Here is a 21,004-nt window from a genome sequence, read left to right as displayed (position 1 = left end):
ATCAGGAGGTGGTAAATTTGAGCAAGAAAAGCAATGCAAATAAGAGTAAAAATCCTAAAACGGTGAATCGGCAGGGATTATCTGAGGATATCGCTGATCAGCAACCTGATTCTCAACTCGAACAAGAGGCGAAAAAACATAATAAAAAAATGTAAAAGCTGACTGGCTTCAGTCAGCTTTCTTCGTTAAGAGTTTCCCTTTTGCTAAAGCAACGGATGGCTCTAAATTATATGTCTGATAAATCATTTGTGATAGTCGAACGGGATCACCAAAGAAAAAGCGTTCATACAATGTCTGTCTGGAACCAAAACTGCTCATACAGAGGTCAAAAGCAAGCTGAAATAGCTGGACCCGGTCTTTTCCACTAACTTCAAATCCTTGTAAATAATGATTAACCTCTTGGCCAATTTTTGAAGTAAACTGTTCTTCTTCCGGCAGATTAACCATACCACTGGCGCCCAGCAGTTGAATGATTTCTGTAATGCGGGGATAGAGTTCTTGAAACTGATTCACAGCTACATACAAAGGGGTGCGGTCAGGTACCATTACGCCATATTGATCTTTTTCGGCTTGAATCTCTGAAGCCACCAGTAAAGCTTTTGTGCTTTCAAGTGTTTTTATTATTTCAGCCATCTTAGTTTGTACATGTTGGAATTCATTAATGTTAATCGTATCAACGATTAATTTTGCGACACCCAGCGTGAATTCTGTCTTTACCACCTGCCTGCAGACAATTTGATGAAGATTAAATGGTATGAAGTTTCCTTTTTTGTAAAAATCATTTGCCACTTTAAGGTTATCGTAAAAAAACACACGATCCCACGGTACTAAAACATTATCAAAAATTACCGTGCTATCCATTTCTTCAAACCGGGAGCTAAGGGGAGAAGTATAAGGAGACTCATCTATAACGAAAGATTTCCGGCAGACAAACTTTACTCCTTTAGTGTTGCTCGGTATAGAAAAAGCAAATGCATGAGAAGAATCCTGGATGCCCGGAGCTGAAAACACTATAAGTTCATCCGTAATACCCCCTTGTGTAGCAAGCAGTTTAGCACCCTTAATTACAATACCCTCTTCTATTCTTTTAACGACTCGTGCGTTTGTTGTATCTTCATTTAAATAATTTAAAGCTGATCTATTATTCTGAGGGTTTATAAATGTATGTGTAAACGATAAATCCTTTGACACTGCATATTCATAAAAAGCATTCAAATGTTCAGGAAAACAATTAGGTTGGTTTTCCAACAAATAAACGGAACTCGCAAATGCAGCCACGGCGGTATTCATATAATCAGGGCTCCGCCCCATTAATCCTCCTGTATGGCTGGCCCAGGTTTGAATCATTCTTCTTCTTTTTTCTAAATCTTCTCTCGATTTTGGAATTAAATAGGAAGAGCCTATCCGTTCTCCATTATAAAGGTGAGTCATCCATTCCGCCGCCTCATTATTGTGCTGCATATCATACAGCTCCGCCTGGCTTTTCATCACTCCCTTAAATGCAGGGTGCTCTGAAACTGGTCCTTTTATCTTTTCACCAGATACCCAAGTTTCCGTTCCTAAATGATTGATTCTTTCTAAGTATTCAGCCCCTGTAATAATAGCCATTAATTATCCCTGCTCCTTTAAAAGTCACTACTACAGTTTATGGCCAGGTATAGAAAAAGTGTCTACACTAAAATAACGATTGGGGCAAAACTGAATAAAGCATAAAATAATCCGAACGATTCTGTTGAAATCAGTTCGGATTAGCTATTTGCCAAGAAAGGATTTTGACCATCGCTCCGTCAAAACTCTTCGCTTTTTCGTTGGCACGGCCTTAAGCTTCCTCGATAAAGCAAAGAGCGCTTTCCTGCGGGATTTTCGACTCGTGTTTCCCACAGGAGTCTTAAGCATTTTGACTACGCTCAATGATCTGCGTTTATATTATTCAATTTTTATTGTTGAGCTTATGTCTCAGCCTCGTTTGAATCAGGATTTAATAGTTTGGCTTTTAAACTGATCGGATTCTGTTGAATTCTCAAGAGCAGTAGTGGAAGATGTACCTCCTGAAATTACTTGTGCCACTTCATCAAAATATCCAGTTCCAACTTCTCTTTGGTGCCTGGTCGCTGAATATCCATACTGCTCACTGGCAAATTCAGCTTGCTGAAGTTCGGAATAAGCTTCCATTCCTCGATCTTTATATTGTCTCGCTAGCTCGAACATGCCGTGATTTAAAGCATGAAAACCAGCCAGTGTAACGAATTGGAACTTGTATCCCATTTCCGCAAGCTGTTTCTGGAACGAAGCAATTGTTTGGTCATTCAGTTTACTTTTCCAATTGAATGATGGAGAGCAATTATAGGCCAGCAATTTATCAGGAAATTCTTTATGAATTGCATCAGCGAATTTCTTGGCTTCCTCAATATTCGGCTCAGATGTTTCACACCAAATCAAGTCAGCATATGGAGCATACGCAAGTCCTCTCGCTATCGCCTGGTCAATTCCTGCTCTTGTTTTGTAAAACCCTTCTGCAGTTCTTTCACCCGTAATAAATTCCTTATCTATAGGATCAATATCACTCGTTATCAAATTAGCAGCATTGGCATCTGTCCGTGCAATAATAATAGTAGGTACTCCCATCGTGTCAGCTGCAAACCTCGCTGAGATTAAATTTCGAACGGCAGTTTGAGTAGGGAGCAGTACTTTTCCGCCCAGGTGACCGCATTTCTTTTCTGAAGACAGCTGATCTTCAAAGTGTACTGCAGCTGCTCCCGCTTCAATCATTCCTTTCATGAGCTCAAATACATTGAGCTGTCCCCCAAAACCAGCTTCCGCATCAGCAACTATTGGAGCAAACCAATCAATTTCATCTTTTCCTTCCATATAATGAATTTGATCAGCTCTTTGTAATGCTTGATTGATTCGCTTTACTACTTGTGGAACACTGTTAGCCGGATATAAGCTTTGGTCAGGATACATATGCCCCGAAAGGTTTGCATCTGCAGCCACCTGCCAACCGCTTAAGTAAATTGCTTTTAGTCCTGCTTTTACTTGCTGCATAGCCTGGTTACCAGTTAAGGCTCCCAATGCGTGAACATAATCCTCCTTATGTAGAAGTTCCCAAAGCTTACTTGACCCGAGTTCAGCCAATGTGTGCTGAACATCAATCGAGCCACGAAGTCTAATAACATCCTCTGGTTCGTAAGGACGCGTAATCCCTTCCCAACGCTCATTGTTTTCCCAATCGTTACGCAACGCTTCAATTCTTTCATTTCTCATTTTTGTTCCTCCTTAATATAGATAATCTTCGCGTCTGGCGCGGTACCCATTATGCCCGGGCGGGCTGATCATGTCCCGTCTTGTTCATCATAATTCTAGTGTTACTTATTAGGAATTCATCGGATAATGGATCATTGTTATAACGCTGGTCGCTGATTGATGTCATTTCGATAGGTTCAGTAACAAGGGTCAGGCTTTCATAAACTGTGGAATCTTAAGCCCTAAAATATCATCTTTCATCAGTGCAATGGTAAGGTGCAGATGCTCGAGCTATCTAGACCTTCTTATTTAAACCAACTTTCTTTAGCGGCCCTCATGTAAATTTATCCTCACTCATTAATCACCCCCTCTATTGTTATATATTAAAAACTTTTATAATTTAATGTTATATAACAGAAATCTCATAAAAATTACTCTTCTTTTTTGGCAAGACAGCGGTTACATTCCATCATATAGGTATAATTACCACCTTCAATATCTGATCCGCATTGAGGGCAAGGAACGCCTACATTTCTACGTGTTTGATTGTTTTTCATTTGTTTCTCCTCCTTTTTATATAACAGATTTAAATGTTTAATTTCTGTTATAAAACAGTCTACGATGCTTCTTTTGAAAATGCAACCCCTAATTTTGATTTTTTTGAATTTTTAATTAGAATGCCCGCCGTCTCAAGCCTTCAGCAAAAAACTTTTAATTAGAAAAATAAGGATATCAAAATATAGTTCTTCACATTTAATTAACTTTCCAACATTAGAAAACTTAGCTTACGCCACGTCCAATGGAGGAAGTTTCTTATCTTTTTACAAAGTTAAACATTTTTAAAGTAAAAACCCCGCCTGATCCGGCGGGGTTCTTCATTTTGATTTATTTAAAAATACGGTCAATCTCATGGACTTCCCCTTGCGATAATTCTACTTCTAGAGTACGAAGATTATCGATGACCTGCTCTTTTCTTTTCGCCCCGGGTATAATTGCATCCACAGAATCCTGAGTTAAATACCAGGCGAGCACCAGATGGGCAACCTCTATCCCTTTAGAGTCAGCCAAACTGCGGATTTGATCGACTTTTTCCAAATTACGTCTATACGTTTCCCCTTGAAAAAGCGGATTTTTTGCTCGAATATCGTCAAAGGTAGAATTCTCATTATACTTGCCTGCCAGCAGACCAGATGCTAATGGAAAATAAGGGACAAAAGTGATTTGATTAGCTGCTGTATATGGCAGAAGGTCTCTCTCCGCCTCTCTCTTAAACAAATTATACTCAGACTGAACCACATCAACGTACCCATCTTTATTTGCTTCTTTTAACTGGTCTAAAGAAAAGTTTGAAACACCGATCGAACGAATTTTTCCTTCATCTTTTAAATCTTTTAATGCACCCACAGCTTCATCCTTAGGTGTATCTTCGTCAGGGAAGTGAATGTAGTACAGATCAATATAGTCTGTCCCCAATCTGTTTAAACTCTGCTCCACAGATTCTTTCAAAAAACCTGGAGTGTTGTTAAAGATGACTTCTTCTCCTTTAAATTGATGAGCGCCTTTCGTAGCAATGACTATATCTTCCCGTCGACCAGTCTCTTTAACGACTTCGCCTACCAGTTCTTCCGAGCGTTCCGGGCCGTATATATATGCTGTATCGAGAAAGTTTATTCCGTTATAAATAGCTTCTCTGACTACGTCCTTACCGATTTCCTCATCAAGGTTTGGATAAATATTATGACCGCCCACGGCATTCGTTCCAAGACCAATAGGATTGACTGTTATATCCGACTTTCCAAGTTTGATTTGCTTATGCATCCCTTCATCCCTCTCTTTGGTTTTAGTCACATAATCCTATTACCACGTTTTGGATAAACCAAACTTTATGCATGTAAATGGCTCACATCATTTAAAACTTCAACTTTCCATTCTCCGTCTTTCAGTTCTAAAATGGTTAAGGAAGTATTCTCTAACGATTGTTCGATTTTCTTCCCTGTTAGCTCACCAATTAAGTGTTTTAAGAAAGAACCATGACTGACAATTAGAATATCATCCTTAAGATGACAATCGGTTATATCAGAAAGAAAAGCCAGTGCTCGTTTTAGAGCCTCCTCTTTCGTTTCTAGACCGAGTTCCAGCTCTCTCCATCCCCGCCCCCACTTGTTCAGTCGTTCGTCTTCCGTAGTGCCTTCAATTTGACCGCCGCCAAGCTCGCGCAAACGATGATCATGAATTACGTTGTTTATCAATCCTTCATCAATAAGCGCCTGAGCTGTCTGACTGGCACGGCTCAGGTCACTGCTGTAAATATAAGACCATTTTTCCCTGCTTAGTTTTTTTGCCAGCGCCCTGGCATCTTTGTATCCTTGTTCATCTAAAGGTACATCAGAATGTCCTTGTGCTCTTCCCGATTTATTCCAGGAAGTAGTGCCATGTCTAATAAAACCGATTCTCATATAAACCCCTCCCTCACTCCCCATATTTTACCATAGGAAAAAGCCCTCACCAGGGCGAGGACTTTACTTTTTCCATAAGGAAAGGACATTTTTTACCTTTCCATATTCAGATGCATGAGGGCGGTCATCTCCATCTTCATATCCATAGTCAACCATTCGATTTCGATTTAAGCAAAGCTTTGTAAATTCTTCCTTGAAGAAATCAAAAACTTTAAATCTCTCTTTAAGATGAGGAAATTTTTCCTGATAGTTATGAATTGACTTGGCCAGGGCGTGCCAGAAATCTTTTTCATCCATACGTGTATGATCATCTAATAGACGGGCTAAATACCTTAGATGGCAAATAAACAGGCCAGTGAAAATAAATTGGGTTAAGCCTTCCGGCGGCTCGCTTCGTAACACGCTTTTTATCTCACTTGTCAACTGATCTAACTCCTCAAAAGGCTGATCACTTATATTAACATCGTCCACAAAGTCTTTTACTGCGAGCCGGTGCGGCTTGTAGTCCTTTAACACAACAATTGTATTCTGACCATGAGGGGAGAACACTGTTCCATATTGATAAAGAAAATGCAGCAAAGGTTCCATAATAACTTTAAACAGCTGGTCTACCCATTCTTCTACAGGTAAACCTGACTTATCAATTAAGCTTTGAACATACGGTTTCCCTTCAACATCTTCGTGAAGCAGTGCAGCGAGTGTAATCGCCTGCTCCCCATCTTCCAGATATCCATAAATGCTCTCTCTCCAAATGACCCCAAGCATTTCCAGGTATTGATAGGGCGCATTCTTTAACTGCTCATAATGTTTTTGCGGCACATTGATGCTCGCTACTTCTCCTGGCAGGATGACACGGCACTCCTTACTTAAAAACGAATCTGCTTCATAAATTCCCTTAATAAACTCAGTAATTTGCGGTGCAATTAAGGTTCGTTCTGCTGGAAGCCCTCTATATACAAGCGTATTCAATATGCTCATAGGGACTTTAACATGCTTTTTCAAAGGATAATCCTGATTGACAAACGTTCGGATTGATTGCTGAGGCAAATATTCATCATCTCCGGTTTCTAAAGGGATGATCAACCGATTAGCCAGATCCTCGGAATATTGTTGGATGATCACCTTCTTCCACTGCCATTCATGGACCGGCATGATAAAATAGTCTTCCAGTGCCGCATCATATATTTCTAGTTTATGATACAGTCTTTCTCTTTCATCAGGACTCAGCTCTTCATAGACAAGGTCCTCAAACGTTAAGTCCTGGACAGATTGAAAGCTTGCCAATTTTCGATGAACTGCAATCCATAATAATCTTACCGGCTTCTGCTGTTCAGGAGCATACTGTAAATAATCATCATATCCGAATCCTATACGCCCTTTGTTATACGTAATCCATGGGTGGCCGGCCATTTCTCCCTCCAGTTGAGCATAGTCTTGAGAGATTAACTGATCTGAAGGGGTTGAAGCTTCCTTAAGCATATGGGCATCGGCCAGCAGTGTATGATTTAATTCTTTGACTAGATGCCCGGCAGTTTCCGAGGACATTCCTATCTGCGGCTGAATATCCAGCAAAAATTCAATCGCACTGGTGGCTCTTCTCTCTTCATTCCCTTCTCTAACAGTAATAGAGGTCTCATCTACCTGATAACTGTCAAAGTATCGAGCTTTAGCTTTGTATTTATAGCATTTTTGCTCTGTGATCCTGAGTTTGTAACTTGACCACTCTTTACTTTCAATTAACTCTGGTTTGATCATGTCTTCATACATGTATTCAGAAATCATTTTTGCAAGCAGTTTTTGATTTACTTTTGTCCATTCATTTCGTTGAAGTACTGTTTCGATTTGTTCAGCGTATAGCATAAGTCGCCTTCTTTCTATTTGTTTTTTGCACCCCAAAAGTTTGGAAAACGTAGTCTTCCTGTAGAGGGTATACTTCTCTGCCGGCTATGCTGTTAATGATAATACTATTTCTATAAGCTCCTAGCCCCAGGTCGGGAGCACCTACGCCATGAGTATGCATTTCCCCGTTCTGAACATAAATATCTGCATCCAATTCGCTTTCAACTGCATAGTTCTCTTCAACTCTGTATCTGCCATAACGATCTCCAGTAAGGCAATGACTGATCGGAGACAGGAAGTCCGGTTTTGCCTGTTCATAGCCTGTGCCTAGTATCACGACCTCACTGTTCCGCTCGAACTTCTCTCCATTTACAAGCTGCTTTCCGAGCAATCTCCATTGCTCTCCTTCAGCTTCGAGGTTTTCAATTTCAGACATAGCTTGAAGGTGCACATTTAAAGGCTCATTGTCCACGGTTCCTTCATAAAGGGCATCATAGATTTCAGCGATTGTTTCGGCACTTATACCTTTGTAAAGTAAATCTTGTTGTTTTAGAAGTTCATCTTTTTTCACTTGAGGCAGCTGATAAAAGAACTGCGTATATTCAGGCGAGAAATGCTCCAGCCCAAGTTTTGAGTATTCCATAGGAAAGAAGCCATTCGAGCGTGTATACCAATGAAGATCAGCGCTCGTTCCTTTTTCCTTTAATAAATCAAGAAAAATTTCTGCCGAGCTCTGGCCCGAACCGATGACGGTTATAGATTCAGCATGAGCAACTGACCCCTTCTTATATAAATAATCCGATGAATGAAACACTGATTCACCAAGAGTTCCGCGCAAGTGCTCAGGCACAGAAGGAATGGTTCCTATTCCAACTGCAAGATTTTTAGCATAATAGCTTTCTGCTTGCTGAGTGGCAAGGTTATGCACGCATACTTCATACAACTGCTCTTCACGGTCATCCACGACATATACCCCCGTCACTTCCCTGCCGAACTGACAATTTTCTAAACGAGTAGAAACCCATTGGCAGTAAGCGTTGTATTCTTTTCTTGAGACATGGAATTTTTCCAGGAAGTAAAATTGATACATGCGTCCATTTTTCTGTAAATAATTAAGAAAGCTGAATTCGCTTCTCACATTCGCCATGCTGACGAGATCAGCAAAGAAAGGAACTTGAAGGGTAGTGCCTTCGATCATCATTCCCGGATGCCAATTAAATTCATTTTCTTTTTCGAAAAACAAGCTCCTTATCTCCCCGCTCTCTTCCGAAAGAGCCGCCAGCCCTAAATTAAATGGGCCTAGGCCTACTCCTATGACATCATAGATTTGCTTACTCATCTCTGCACCTCTTTTCAAAATCTTCGCGTTCACAAAACATAAGCCATGCTGTTTTGTCCGGCAAATTAATCTTTTTTTCTTTTTTAAACCCGCATTGTTCAAATACATGAATCATTTTTTCATTTCGATGATCTGGTTCAGCTATAAGTTTTGTTGTTTTACTCCATTTGAACTGGAATGCCGCCATCTCCTTGAGAAGGGGCAGGGCCAGTCCCTTCCCAAGGTAGGAAGGGTCTCCAATTAATAAGTGGATACCCTGGTCATATGGAGCGGGATCGTAATATTTCTCTACTATGTCCCCTTGAACCCAATAAGCTTCCCAATAGCTCATTGGGTCTTCGTTAATAAAGCCTATATATAAGGTTTGATGGGAGTCCGTGCTGGCTTTTTTCATGTGTTTCTTTAACTTTTCCTTTGGCAAATTTAATTGCCAGTATGGAATGACATGGGGCTCATGCATCCAGCGATAGATCTTCTGGAAATCATCTTCCATAGTAAACGGCTTAAAAGAAATCTCTCTTTTTACTTCTGTATCGATCACCTTATGCTTCATAGCAACCAACCTTACTCGCTAAAGGATTGTTCACTTTTTTATAAACGGACTGGGTAGCTAATGACCCCTGTAGTTCATCCATATCATGAAATCGTGTTAACAAATTTGCCTTACACGGCAGCTTGTCTTCATTTAACAGACTATTAATTAACGTTAAGTGGACATCATCCAACTCCAATTTCTCCCGAAGAATACCGAGCAGGTCATATTCGCTCACTAGACCGTTACTTCCAAAGCTGTTAATCAAACCAAATAAATGATTGAAGAAGAAATAATAACGAAGTCGTTCGACGGCGATTTCATCTGTACAGACTGTGTCGCTCGAATGATTCAAGGAGGGCAGGTAACCTTTCAGCTCATCTGCCTTAGATTCACTAAAATAATAGCCCTGGTTATCACGATAATAAAATTCTGCTGGATAACCTGATGACAATTTAATTAAGGAATTCTGCTGGTGTGCTTCAAGTGCGAGTCCATAACGTTTGAATAACCAAAGGATGGGGTCGAGCGAAATGGATAGATATTTGCTAAACCAGTCTTTACTTACTTCTGCTGTCGATCTTCCTTCGCTGGCAGCAATTTGATTAATAATGGTATATAGACGAGAATGTCCTGAGTACACTTGCTCCTGGCAAAGCCCGGCAATCAATGTAACCCCGCTAGTGTTATTCTCTTTAAACGGATTTTCCCGCATGACCGCATCATACGCTATCTTTGAGTTTCCGACGTTAAGCTTGATATAAGCAGGATCTTCGATTACATGAAAACCAGGAAACGAATGCTTGACCTGATCTCCAAATTCCGTACGAAGCAATCGCGATATTTCCACTCCGCGGTCCAGTTCTTTTTGCAGATTCCCTCGCAAGGAATTCGTGATTTTTATTGGCAGCGAGAATTTAAACATATAATCTGATTTTTCGTTGTATACCGTCCTGAAAGATGAAGTAGCTTTAAATTTTGAACCCACAGGTCCTAAGTAAAATAAGTCCCGGTGCTCCATCATCTCATTTACTTCCTCATTTTCGAGCATGTCTTTCGCCTGCAGAGGATGAATAGGCAGGAAAGAATACTGCTCTTCAGAGATGCTCTCTAACCATCGTTGATCTACCGCTTGATCTTTTAATAAATGGTTCTTTACTCCTTGTGCAGCTGACTCCTCAAGGGAAGAATCCTGCAGAAGAAGATGATTTTTCACTTTAAAATAGTGGAGTTGAAACTCTCCCTGTCGTTCAGGAGAGTAAAGCTGGTCCTCCTGTTCAGACAAGCCCTGCTTACTTTTTGGTGTTGGGTGCAGGAGGTGGCCGAGAAGCAGGGACTGCTCAGCATCAATGTAGGTGAAATCTAAAGATAAAAGATCTTCAGATTCATGTTGTCTTTCAGCAATATACTGCTGTATTTTTTGACAGCTTAACAAGACACGCAGCATTAATTCATCCTCAGCCTCTTTACGGTTGTTTTGTAGGGACAACTCTTTAATAACAGCCGAGACAAAACTAACGTAGTCCAGCTCGATCACTGATCGATTGTTGTTTAAATAAATAGGAAAGCTGAATGAATGCCTTCCTGTAGGCGACCAGTATCTAACAGGAGCAATAATGGTCTGATCTAAATTTTTTAAATGAACCTGCACTTTTTGTTCCAATCCTTCTTCTTCCTCTGTGAATTGGTAATTATCGGTTTCTCTTAAATAACAGTTCAAAAAACTTTGCATTGACGCTTTTTCAGCTAACGATTTTGCATTCTTCATAATAAGACCCTCCTTTTTTCTAATTCCTGTATGCCTATTCGTGTCACATCGGATAGAATTTCTTTTACGTCTGCCAGCGTTGTCCGTGGGTTAAGAATCGTAAATTTTAAATAAACATTATTGTTTACCTTCGTTTTTGCTGCAAAAGCTGAACCTTCGTGGAAAAGATTTTTTTGAATTTCTCGATTCAACTGATCTGCTTCTCCTTCTGGAACCTCTTTTGAATTGAAACGAAACAGTACAGTGTTAAGTTCTGGAACCCGGTTGGCTCCCTCAAGATCCTTCCATCCGTCAATCACCTCAGCTGCCTGTTGAGCTACCAAAAATGTATGGTCAATCATTTTCTGGAACCTGTCCGTTCCTACTACACGCAGGGAGATCCATAGCTTTAACGCGTCAAAGCGTCTTGAAGTAGCTACAGTTTTATTAACTAAATGAGGGATGCCTTCATCCTCATCTTCCTTTGGGTTTAAATAATCGGCATGATGATTTAGATATTTAAAATGACTTTCATTGTTTACGAGAAAAGCACCACAGCTGATCGGCTGATAAAACAATTTGTGAAAATCAACAGTAATCGAATCAGCCTTTTCAATGCCTGTAAGTTTATTTCTATGGGAATCACTTAGTATAAGAGCTCCACCATAGGCGGCGTCTACGTGATACCAGAGTTGATTATCGGCTGTGTAGTCCGCCAGTTCGCTTAATGGATCTACACTTCCGAAATCTGTTGTGCCACATGTAGCAACAAGGGCAAAAGGTATATCCCCGTTCTTCCTTAATTCATCAACCTTACTGGTTAAATCGTGGATGCACATCCTATGATCGTCATCCGTTTCAACGGTTACCACCGCCCCCTCTCCCAGACCAAGCTGGGAGGCTGACTTTTTCACTGTAAAATGCGCTTCCTTAGAACACAGAATCTTCAACTTATTCGATTGGGGGGGCAGGCCGTCCTGCTGAACATTATGTCCAAATTTGTTCTCGCAAACATGATCCCTTGCCAGAAGAAGGCCCATGTAGTTTGATTGCGTTCCACCGCTTGAAAAGGTGCCCCCCGAATCTCGCCCTAGCTGAAATTGCTCCGTAAGCCAGTGAATCATTTCTTCTTCCATAAAACTAGCTGAAGGACTTTGATCCCAGGAATCCATAGACTGATTGTAGACTGCAGCAATTAATTCTGCTGCTATCCCAGTGAGTAAAGGGGGGCAATGCAAATGCCCGATCGTCTTTGGATTGGTGATTTGTATGTTATTCCGTAGAATGGTCTGATCCATTTCCTTAAGGAAATGGGAAAGAGATTCTCCTTTGTGACTCGAAGTCTTTACTGCTTTCACTGCTTCTTTAACTTCAGCAGGGAGTTTGCCACAGTAAGGTTTATGGTGAACCATTTGTCTGTCTATCAATTGATTCATAACCAATTCGATCACTTCTTCGAAAGCTTTAATCCCTTCCTGTCCGTCGTGGAAAAATAATTGATCAAACGTATCTTCCTCGTCTGTATAAAGCGCTTGATGATTTTCCCACTTCATGAACCTTCCTCCATTTTCACAGCTTGTTGAATAGAATCTTCTAAAATGCCGGCAACTATATCTACCTCTTCTTTCGTAATAATCAATGGAGGAAGAATCCGAATCACAGCTCCATACCTTCCGCCTACTTCTACAATTAGTCCGCGTTTAAGACACTCCGCTTGAATTGTACTTGCCAATTCCGGATTTGCCGGGTGACTTCCATTGTTAGCCTGTTTCAATTCAGGTTTTACCATTTCCACTCCAATCATTAGTCCTCTTCCTCTTACATCACCAATTTCCGGGATCGAACTTTTAACGTGGGAGAGAGCATCCATTAACCGGGTTCCCATTTCAGCAGCATGCTCAGTTAGTCGATGTTCTTTAATATATTTCATAGTTGCTGTTCCTGCTGCCATTGCCATCTGGTTCCCTCTAAAGGTTCCGATGTGAGCTCCCGGTCCCCATTGATCAAATTCTTTGTCATAAATCACTACCGATAGAGGCAGACTCCCTCCTATTGCTTTAGATGAGACTATCACGTCAGGAACAATGGAGGCATGTTCGAAGGCAAAAAACTCACCTGTTCTTCCAATACCTGTTTGTATTTCGTCGATTATTAAGGGAATGCCCCGCTCTTTCGTTATCCTTCTAATTTCTTTCAGCCACTCCAGATCGGCAGGCACTGAACCCCCTTCTCCTTGAACTACTTCTAGAATCACTGCAGCAGGAGGAAGAATACCGCTCTCAGGATCATCGAGCATATTCTCAAGATATTGACTGCTTACTTGATGAGATTGTTTGCCCCCTAATCCAAAAGGACAGCGGTATTCATATGGATATGGCATAAAATAAGTATCCGGCATGAGACTGTTCACTTTTTCTTTTGGCCCAATTGTTCCGCTGATCGACATCGTTCCGTGGGTCGAACCGTGATAGCCGCCATGGAATGTAATTATCCCTCTTCTCCCCGTTGCGGTTTTCACTAATTTAAGAGCCGCTTCTATAGCATCACCGCCCGTGGGTCCACAAAATTGTATTTTTGCTCTAGAAGCTAGAGGTTCAGGTACATTGGAAAACAGTTCACTGACAAATTTCTCTTTTACTTCTGTTGTAATGTCAAGCGTATGCAATGGACTTTCATCGTCTAATACTTTTTTCATCGCTTCAATTACAACAGGGTGATTATGTCCTAGAGCAAGCGTCCCGGCCCCGGCCAGGCAGTCTATATAAGACCTGCCATCCATATCTGTAACATGAATTCCCCGAGCTTTATCAATTGCAATTGGAATTCTCCGAGGATATGACCTCGCATTTGACTCCCTTTTTGATTGAGATTGAAGTAAGGACTGGTTTGTTGCTGTATCTATTGTCATCTGACATCTTCCTTTCTAAATGAAAATCATTATCAATGAATGTGCTACTTCAGCTTAATTGATAATGATTTTCATTGTCAATGATACTTGGGTCTCACTTCCCATTTAATGAAAAGAAATAAAAATATCTCTTTTAGGAAAATACAACTACGATAAATGACAAAGAGGAGCCTGCAATTTCCGGCCATAAAAAAAGAGACGCCAGAAACAGCGTCTCTTCTCAAAGTTATTTTAATTCGTTTTAAACTGTAATATAAACGGGGTATTTCTCACTAACTTTACACAGTAAAAACAATTATTTTATTCTAAATCTAGATCCGTGACCGCACCTTTGGCAGAAGAAGAAACAAGTCTCGCATATTTAGCAAGCATACCCGTTTTATGCCTCGGTTCTGGTTTAACCCATTCTCTGCTTCTTTTTTCAAGTTCCTCATCAGTCACATCAAAATTAATTTGTTGGGTTTCACTATCTATTGTTATGGTATCTCCTTCTTTCAACAGTCCTACCGGTCCTCCGACTGCTGCTTCAGGAGCTACGTGCCCAATAACAAATCCGTGAGATCCTCCAGAGAATCGGCCATCCGTAAGAAGAGCAACTTTGCCGCCGAGTCCTTTACCTACAATCATCGCTGTTATCGAAAGCATTTCAGGCATTCCTGGTCCGCCTTTTGGTCCAACATTGCGGATGACTACGACGTCTCCTTCTTTAACCTTATTGTCAACAATTGCAGTAGTAGCTTCAGCTTCACTGTCAAATACACGGGCCGGCCCCTCAAAACGGCTTGCTTTCTGGCCGGACATTTTAGCTACTGCGCCTTCAGGAGCTAAGTTACCTTTTAAAAGCACAAGTGGACCGTTCGGCTTAATCGGTTCGTCAAATGGTACAATGACTTTTTGTCCCTCTTTCAAAGGATCGGCTTCTGCTAAATTCTCAGCCAGAGTTTTTCCTGTCACCGTCAGGCAGTCACCATGAAGCAGACCTTCTTCAAGCAACACCTTCATCACTGCAGGTACGCCGCCCACTTCATAAAGATCCTGCATGACATATTTTCCACTTGGTTTCATATCTGCCAGGTGGGGAACGTTTTGACGAATACGTTCAAAATCATCCAGGGACAAATCAACACCAGCAGAATGTGCCATAGCTGTCAGATGTAAAAATGCGTTTGTCGACCCGCCTAAAGCCATAACAACCGTTATCGCATTTTCAAATGCTTTCTTGGTCATAATATCACGAGGATAAATCCCTTTTTCCAGAAGTTCTACTACCATCTCACCTGCCTGCTTACATTCCTGTTCCTTATAATCATTAACAGCTGGAGTTGAAGAGGAGCCTGGGATACTCATTCCAAGGGCTTCTACTGCTGAGGCCATCGTATTGGCCGTATACATACCTCCGCATGCTCCTGCTCCTGGACACGCGTGGCATTCAACCTGATGTAGTTCTTCATCATTCATATTTCCTTCATGATACTGACCAACAGCTTCAAAGGATGAAACGATATCAATATCTTTGCCTTTTAATTTACCTGGTTGAATAGTTCCTCCATATACATATACGGATGGAATATTCATGCGGCCCAGTGCCATCAAACACCCTGGAGTCGTTTTATCACAGCCACCTATCGCTACTACTCCATCCAAACGCTCAGCGTTAGATACCGTCTCAATGGAATCTGCAATAATTTCACGGCTTGGCAGAGAATAATGCATTCCTTCATGTCCCATAGCGATTCCGTCCGAAACAGTAATCGTATTAAAAATCATGGGTGCCCCACCATTATTCGATGCGCCGGATTTAGCCTCTTTAGCTAATTCATCGATATGGACGTTACAAGGCGTTACTTCACTCCAAGTACTGGCGATCCCAATCATCGGCTTCTTAAAATCTTCATCTTTAAAGCCTACCGCACGCAGCATGGAACGGTTCGGAACACGGTTCACTCCTTCACTGATAACTTTACTTCTGATTCGTAGATCTTTTTGCTCATCCATTAAGCTCATCCTTCCTTATATCCATACAATTAAGAGTAAAATTTAGCTACTTACAATGATGATACAGATTTCGACTAAATATCGCAATCAATATTCTGAAAATAGGAAACTTTCTCTTAAGTAAAACGCTTTCATGTTTGTTGTTTGTGTAACTTTTTCTCATACATCCATATACTAATGAAAGAAAACGTACAAGAAAGCAATTAATACATGCCTTTAAGGCAGTTTACAAATAATACAATTTTGTTAAAATGCTTTGAATTGCAGTTGTTTTGTTATAAACTTCATAAGGAATAAACTATTTAATAGGAATGATATGAATGGAGAAAAAGCGAATTTATAATAAACTGCTGGAGCTCGTTAAGAAAGAGAATGTTAAGACAGATGAAGTACTTAAAAATCATTTATACACAAAGCTTGGCGGCAAAGCAGACTTTTTTATAACACCTACAAATTATAAAGAAATTCAAAACGTAGTGAAATTCTCAAATGAAGAGAACATTCCCTTCACCCTGCTGGGGAATGGTTCAAACCTTATCATTAAAGACGGCGGCATCAGGGGAATCGTAATCAGCCTTAAAAACCTCGATGATATTTCTACGGACGGTAATACTATCGTGGCCCAAAGCGGTGCTCGGATTATCGATGCCTCCCGTCATGCCCTTAAGGAAAGCTTATCTGGATTAGAGTTTGCCTGCGGCATTCCTGGGACAGTGGGAGGGGCACTCTACATGAACGCTGGAGCATATGGCGGTGAAATTAAAGATGTGCTTGATTACGCGTATGTGGTTGACCGCAACGGTGACTTAGTAAAACGATTGGCATCGGATCTCGAACTTGATTATCGAACAAGTAACATTGAAGAACAGAAAGATATTGTGATTGAAGCAACTTTCAGCTTGAAACCAGGTAAGTATCAAGATATTAAAGAAGTGATGGACGATTTAACTTATAAACGAGAATCTAAACAACCGTTAGAGTATCCCTCCTGCGGCAGTGTGTTTAAGCGTCCTCCTGGTTACTTTGCGGGAAAACTTATACAGGACAGCCAGCTCCAGGGGACAAACATTGGCGGGGCAGAAGTTTCTACAAAGCATGCGGGATTTATTGTTAATAAAAATAACGCTACGACAACAGACTACATCTCCCTGATTGAACACGTTCAAAAAACGGTAAAAGAGAAGTTCGGTGTTGACCTGGAACGAGAAGTGCGGATTATTGGAGAAGATTAGCCGGCTGAATTTTCAGCCGGCTTTTGCTTTTATTAAAAAGGCTGGACATATACCCTCTCTTTAAATAGGACCCTTTCATAGGATAGAGAAAAAGGAAAAGGGGGTTCTCCTATGTCCGCTTATGATATGTACCAGCGAATCTATGAATTAGAAGCGCAAATTGAGGAGCTTAAGGAAGAACTGGAAAACGGTACAGAAAATGAAGAAGATAACTTTTTATTATTCTTGATCGCTGTGCTTGTACTCATGAATGTTGATCTTACTGATCTAACAGGTATTATGAATAACTCAAACGTTATTACTGAAGGCATGCAGCTGCTCGATGTACTGAAAAATTTAAAGGTCTGATGCAGATCGTTTACACATAATAAAAAAGGTGCCCGCGGGCACCTTTTTATTTGAATTCACGAGTTGCAGCTACAGCCTTCTTCCATCCTCTGTACAACTCCTCCTGTTCCGTCTCATCCATCTCATTCGAGAATGTTTTTTCAGTCTTCCATTGGTTAGCAATTTCATTTTTATCTTTCCAATACCCTACTGCGAGCCCAGCCAAATAAGCAGCCCCTAACGCGGTCGTCTCCTGTACGACAGGCCGTTCAACAGGCACCCCTAGAATATCACTCTGAAACTGCATGAGGAAATTGTTCTTTACAGCTCCTCCATCCACACGTAGTGTTTTTAAGTCAATGTTCGAATCTGCGATCATCGCATCAAGCACGTCTTTCGTTTGATAAGCTAGAGATTCCAGCGTAGCACGAATCACGTGATCCTTTGATGTGCCACGCGTTAATCCAAACATGGCTCCACGAGCATCACTGTCCCAATATGGTGTTCCAAGCCCTACAAATGCAGGGACTAAATAAACTCCATCTGTTGAGTTTACTTTCAGTGCATGCTGCTCACTGGCTGGGGCACTTTCAATCAGCTGCAGCCCATCGCGCAGCCATTGAATCGCTGATCCTGCAACAAAAATACTGCCCTCCAGCGCATATTCAACCTTGCCGTCTACACCCCATGCAAGCGTAGTCAGCAATCCTCTTTCAGACTTAACCCCTTCATCTCCGGTGTTCATAAGCATAAAGCACCCGGTACCGTACGTGTTTTTAGCCATTCCTTTTTCAAAGCAGGCTTGTCCAAATAAGGCGGCCTGCTGATCCCCTGCGATTCCGGCAATAGGAACTTCGTGACCAAAGAAATGATAATCCACGGTTTTTGCATACACTTCAGAAGATTGCTTGACTTCTGGAAGCATGCTTTTAGGTACTGTCAAGATGTCGAGCAGTTCTTCATCCCATGTAAGGTCATAAATATTAAACATAAGTGTACGTGAGGCATTAGAATAATCAGTAATGTGAGATTTCCCACCTGACAATTTGTATACCAGCCACGTGTCCATCGTTCCAAACAACAGATCCCCGTTATCCGCTTTCTCCCTGACACCTTCGACGTTATCCAGTATCCATTTCACTTTAGTTCCTGAAAAATAAGGATCAAGCAGCAGGCCCGTTTTTTTATTAAAAAGATCATTGTGTCCTTTTGCTCGTAAATCTTTACAAATCTCCTCCGTCTGCCGGGACTGCCATACAATTGCCTTATATACCGGCTTTCCAGTATGCTTATCCCAAACCACAGTAGTCTCCCGCTGATTCGTAATACCGATTCCAGCAATCTGATCAGGTTCGATGTCCGCCTTTCTTAATACATCAGCTATACATGCTAATACGGAAGTCCATATTTCATTCGCATCATGTTCAACCCAGCCCGGTTTAGGAAAAAACTGCTCAAACTCTTTCTGGCCGGTTTCAACGATCTCTCCCGCTTCATTAAATAGAATCGCTCTTGAACTGGTCGTCCCCTGGTCTAACGATAGAATAAATTTTTCACTCATATTTTGTCCCCTCCGTAAATTTAATTAAACCACTTTTTCTTCGATTTGATCCGCTTTAGTTTCTCCTTTCTTCAATTCCGATGAAGCGGCTCCAACTAAGATAACAGCCACAATCACGCTTAATCCCCAGAATAGAGGAGTATAATCTCCTATAAACAAGGCTCGATAAAAAACTGCACCGTAAATTCCTCCAAGAATCGGGCCTACTACAGGAATCCAGGCATACCCCCAGTCTGACCCTCCTTTTCCCGGGATAGGAAGTAAAGCATGGGCAATCCGTGGTCCTAAGTCTCGCGCAGGATTAATCGCATAGCCCGTTGCTCCCCCAAGCGACATACCGATCGCCACAATTAAAGCTCCTACGATCAAAGGGTTTAAACCGTCCGTGAATTCATTCGCACCGATAAACAATAGGCCCATAAGTAAAACGAAGGTACCAACCATTTCACTGACTAAATTGGAAAATGGGCTTCGAACCGCTGGATCTGTTGAAAAAACTGCAAGCTTTGCTCCCTGGTCTCTCGTTTTCTTCCAATGAGGCAAATAATTAAAAAATACTATGACACCACCTATAAAGGCACCAATCATTTGTGCTGTAATATATAACGGTACTTTAGCCCAGTCGAACTCTCCTATTGCTGCAAATCCTAACGTTACAGCAGGGTTAATATGCGCTCCGGAGAAATTCCCTACAGCATATACACCCATTGCCACTGCAAGTCCCCAGCCGATCGTAATGACTACCCATCCAGCACCTTCTGCTTTAGAATCTTTGAGAACAACCCCTCCAACGACTCCTCCTCCAAAAATGATAAGAATCATTGTGCCAATGACCTCTGCTGCGAATTCCGACATTGCTTTCTCCTCCTTTTATCCCGTCAACTATGAAGGTAAAAAAAAGAGACCCACACAAAAATAAAGTAAACTGCTTGTATGCAGTACTTAATTTCGTGTGAGTCTCCTAATCTCCGTCACATAGTTAACTTGTTGTTATTAATCTAAACTATATTGTAAGCGCTGTCAACTATTTTCCACTATAAATATTTAATTTAATAGTTTTCACAATGAATAAGAAAAGCATAAATGAGCAGCATTTATGCTTTTCTTAACCAGGAAGTATTGTCTATTTTTTCTTAATCAATTTTGAAACTTTTGTATACTGAGCTCGAACTTCATTCATCTGCTGTTTCAGGTCCTGAACTTGTTGATTAAACTTTTGAACTTCCATCATGAAATTGCCGCCGGATTTAGCTGAATCTCCTGTAACCTCGTAGTTATTCAACAGGGAATTAATAGACTTTTCAGCTTTTTTTAAAGTTTCAGATTCAAGCTCCACTTTTTCCTCTAAAGCTTCAACATTTTTTGGATCGTTAAGCTGCCCTAACAAATTTGACGCTAATTCCATAATTCCATCCATCTCTTTATTTTCTTTTTTAGATTTACCCATTTCTTTATTCACTCCTTCTGCTTTTAATGAATATCTTATAGTTAAAAGTCCTCAAAGCGGCCCGGTACAGCTACCTTGAGGACACGAGAGGGACTCTCACATGGGGTTAATTAAATTAACAACCAATAGTTCCAAGAATGTCACTAATTGCTTGAGTAATAATGTCTCTTTGTTCCTCGGAACCAAGAAGAAGCGCAATTAGTAAAGCTAGCAGCAGCAGAACTACAATCAAAAGTGCAGCTAGTGTAGTTAGAATCATTTATTTCCCCTCCCTCTATCATCTTTTAGGAGACGTCTCTTAACTACCATATGCGCCACCAGCTAAAATGAATGGCTAAAGCGCCCTATTAAGCTAAAAAAAGGGTTTTGTCCATACTA

Annotated in this window: 19 protein-coding genes; 3 read left to right on the top strand and 16 right to left on the bottom strand. The window is 41.0% G+C overall.

The window, feature by feature from the left end; translation table 11 throughout:
• Window positions 1-17 precede the first annotated feature (17 nt).
• A complete protein-coding gene (locus tag C1A12_RS21220; RefSeq protein ID WP_200816557.1) occupies window positions 18-155 on the top strand; it encodes a hypothetical protein in 138 nt (45 codons plus the stop codon).
• Window positions 156-168: 13 nt separating this feature from the next.
• Here the strand turns inward: C1A12_RS21220 and hpaB are convergent, their stop codons facing one another.
• From hpaB to ilvD, 12 genes are all read right to left on the bottom strand, one after another.
• Complete coding sequence (hpaB, locus tag C1A12_RS07135; protein ID WP_101843133.1) at window positions 169-1,608, bottom strand: 4-hydroxyphenylacetate 3-monooxygenase, oxygenase component; 1,440 nt, start codon at window positions 1,606-1,608, stop codon at window positions 169-171.
• Between the two features lie 363 nt (window positions 1,609-1,971).
• Window positions 1,972-3,264 (bottom strand): isocitrate lyase, encoded by a 1,293-nt coding sequence (aceA, locus tag C1A12_RS07130; protein ID WP_101843132.1) that lies wholly within the window; start codon window positions 3,262-3,264, stop codon window positions 1,972-1,974.
• Window positions 3,265-3,674: 410 nt separating this feature from the next.
• Window positions 3,675-3,800: a hypothetical protein gene (locus C1A12_RS21510; RefSeq protein WP_255408387.1), complete on the bottom strand. Its 126-nt coding sequence runs from the start codon at window positions 3,798-3,800 to the stop codon at window positions 3,675-3,677.
• 328 nt (window positions 3,801-4,128) lie between these two features.
• A complete protein-coding gene (locus C1A12_RS07125; RefSeq protein ID WP_101843131.1) occupies window positions 4,129-5,061 on the bottom strand; it encodes an aldo/keto reductase in 933 nt (310 codons plus the stop codon).
• 65 nt (window positions 5,062-5,126) lie between these two features.
• Window positions 5,127-5,699, bottom strand: coding sequence for a histidine phosphatase family protein (locus tag C1A12_RS07120; protein ID WP_101843130.1), 573 nt, complete (start codon window positions 5,697-5,699; stop codon window positions 5,127-5,129).
• A gap of 63 nt (window positions 5,700-5,762) precedes the next feature.
• Window positions 5,763-7,559, bottom strand: coding sequence for an IucA/IucC family siderophore biosynthesis protein (locus C1A12_RS07115; RefSeq protein ID WP_101843129.1), 1,797 nt, complete (start codon window positions 7,557-7,559; stop codon window positions 5,763-5,765).
• Window positions 7,546-8,877 carry a lysine N(6)-hydroxylase/L-ornithine N(5)-oxygenase family protein gene (locus C1A12_RS07110; RefSeq protein WP_101843128.1) on the bottom strand — a complete coding sequence of 444 codons (1,332 nt, stop codon included), beginning with the start codon at window positions 8,875-8,877 and terminating at the stop codon, window positions 7,546-7,548. The genes C1A12_RS07115 and C1A12_RS07110 overlap by 14 nt, the downstream gene beginning before the upstream one ends.
• Window positions 8,870-9,370: a GNAT family N-acetyltransferase gene (locus C1A12_RS07105; RefSeq protein ID WP_101843310.1), complete on the bottom strand. Its 501-nt coding sequence runs from the start codon at window positions 9,368-9,370 to the stop codon at window positions 8,870-8,872. The genes C1A12_RS07110 and C1A12_RS07105 overlap by 8 nt, the downstream gene beginning before the upstream one ends.
• A 49-nt stretch (window positions 9,371-9,419) precedes the next feature.
• A complete protein-coding gene (locus tag C1A12_RS07100; RefSeq protein ID WP_101843127.1) occupies window positions 9,420-11,177 on the bottom strand; it encodes an IucA/IucC family siderophore biosynthesis protein in 1,758 nt (585 codons plus the stop codon).
• Complete coding sequence (locus C1A12_RS07095) at window positions 11,174-12,709, bottom strand: aspartate aminotransferase family protein (protein WP_101843126.1); 1,536 nt, start codon at window positions 12,707-12,709, stop codon at window positions 11,174-11,176. The genes C1A12_RS07100 and C1A12_RS07095 overlap by 4 nt, the downstream gene beginning before the upstream one ends.
• Complete coding sequence (locus C1A12_RS07090) at window positions 12,706-14,064, bottom strand: aspartate aminotransferase family protein (RefSeq protein WP_101843125.1); 1,359 nt, start codon at window positions 14,062-14,064, stop codon at window positions 12,706-12,708. The genes C1A12_RS07095 and C1A12_RS07090 overlap by 4 nt, the downstream gene beginning before the upstream one ends.
• 300 nt (window positions 14,065-14,364) lie before the next feature.
• Complete coding sequence (ilvD, locus tag C1A12_RS07085; protein WP_101843124.1) at window positions 14,365-16,059, bottom strand: dihydroxy-acid dehydratase; 1,695 nt, start codon at window positions 16,057-16,059, stop codon at window positions 14,365-14,367.
• A 320-nt stretch (window positions 16,060-16,379) separates the two neighbouring features.
• Between ilvD and murB the strand changes: the two genes are divergently transcribed.
• A complete protein-coding gene (murB, locus tag C1A12_RS07080; RefSeq protein WP_101843123.1) occupies window positions 16,380-17,291 on the top strand; it encodes a UDP-N-acetylmuramate dehydrogenase in 912 nt (303 codons plus the stop codon).
• A 111-nt stretch (window positions 17,292-17,402) separates the two neighbouring features.
• Entirely contained in the window at window positions 17,403-17,639 is a 237-nt protein-coding gene (locus tag C1A12_RS07075; protein ID WP_101843122.1) for a hypothetical protein, read from the top strand.
• 46 nt (window positions 17,640-17,685) lie between these two features.
• Here C1A12_RS07075 and glpK read toward each other — a convergent pair whose 3' ends face one another.
• The 4 genes from glpK to C1A12_RS21215 all read right to left on the bottom strand — a co-directional run bounded on the left by glpK (window position 17,686) and on the right by C1A12_RS21215 (window position 20,885).
• Complete coding sequence (gene glpK / locus C1A12_RS07070; RefSeq protein WP_101843121.1) at window positions 17,686-19,179, bottom strand: glycerol kinase GlpK; 1,494 nt, start codon at window positions 19,177-19,179, stop codon at window positions 17,686-17,688.
• A gap of 24 nt (window positions 19,180-19,203) precedes the next feature.
• A complete protein-coding gene (locus C1A12_RS07065) occupies window positions 19,204-20,034 on the bottom strand; it encodes an MIP/aquaporin family protein (protein WP_101843120.1) in 831 nt (276 codons plus the stop codon).
• A 268-nt stretch (window positions 20,035-20,302) separates the two neighbouring features.
• Complete coding sequence (locus C1A12_RS07060) at window positions 20,303-20,626, bottom strand: hypothetical protein (protein ID WP_101843119.1); 324 nt, start codon at window positions 20,624-20,626, stop codon at window positions 20,303-20,305.
• Window positions 20,627-20,741: 115 nt separating this feature from the next.
• Window positions 20,742-20,885 carry a hypothetical protein gene (locus C1A12_RS21215; RefSeq protein ID WP_200816556.1) on the bottom strand — a complete coding sequence of 48 codons (144 nt, stop codon included), beginning with the start codon at window positions 20,883-20,885 and terminating at the stop codon, window positions 20,742-20,744.
• Window positions 20,886-21,004 lie beyond the last annotated feature (119 nt).

Origin of the sequence: Halobacillus sp. Marseille-P3879, from assembly GCF_900240285.1 — a bacterium.
Taxonomy (GTDB): domain Bacteria; phylum Bacillota; class Bacilli; order Bacillales; family Halobacillaceae; genus Halobacillus_A.
This window is presented reverse-complemented; position numbering and strand designations above follow the sequence as displayed.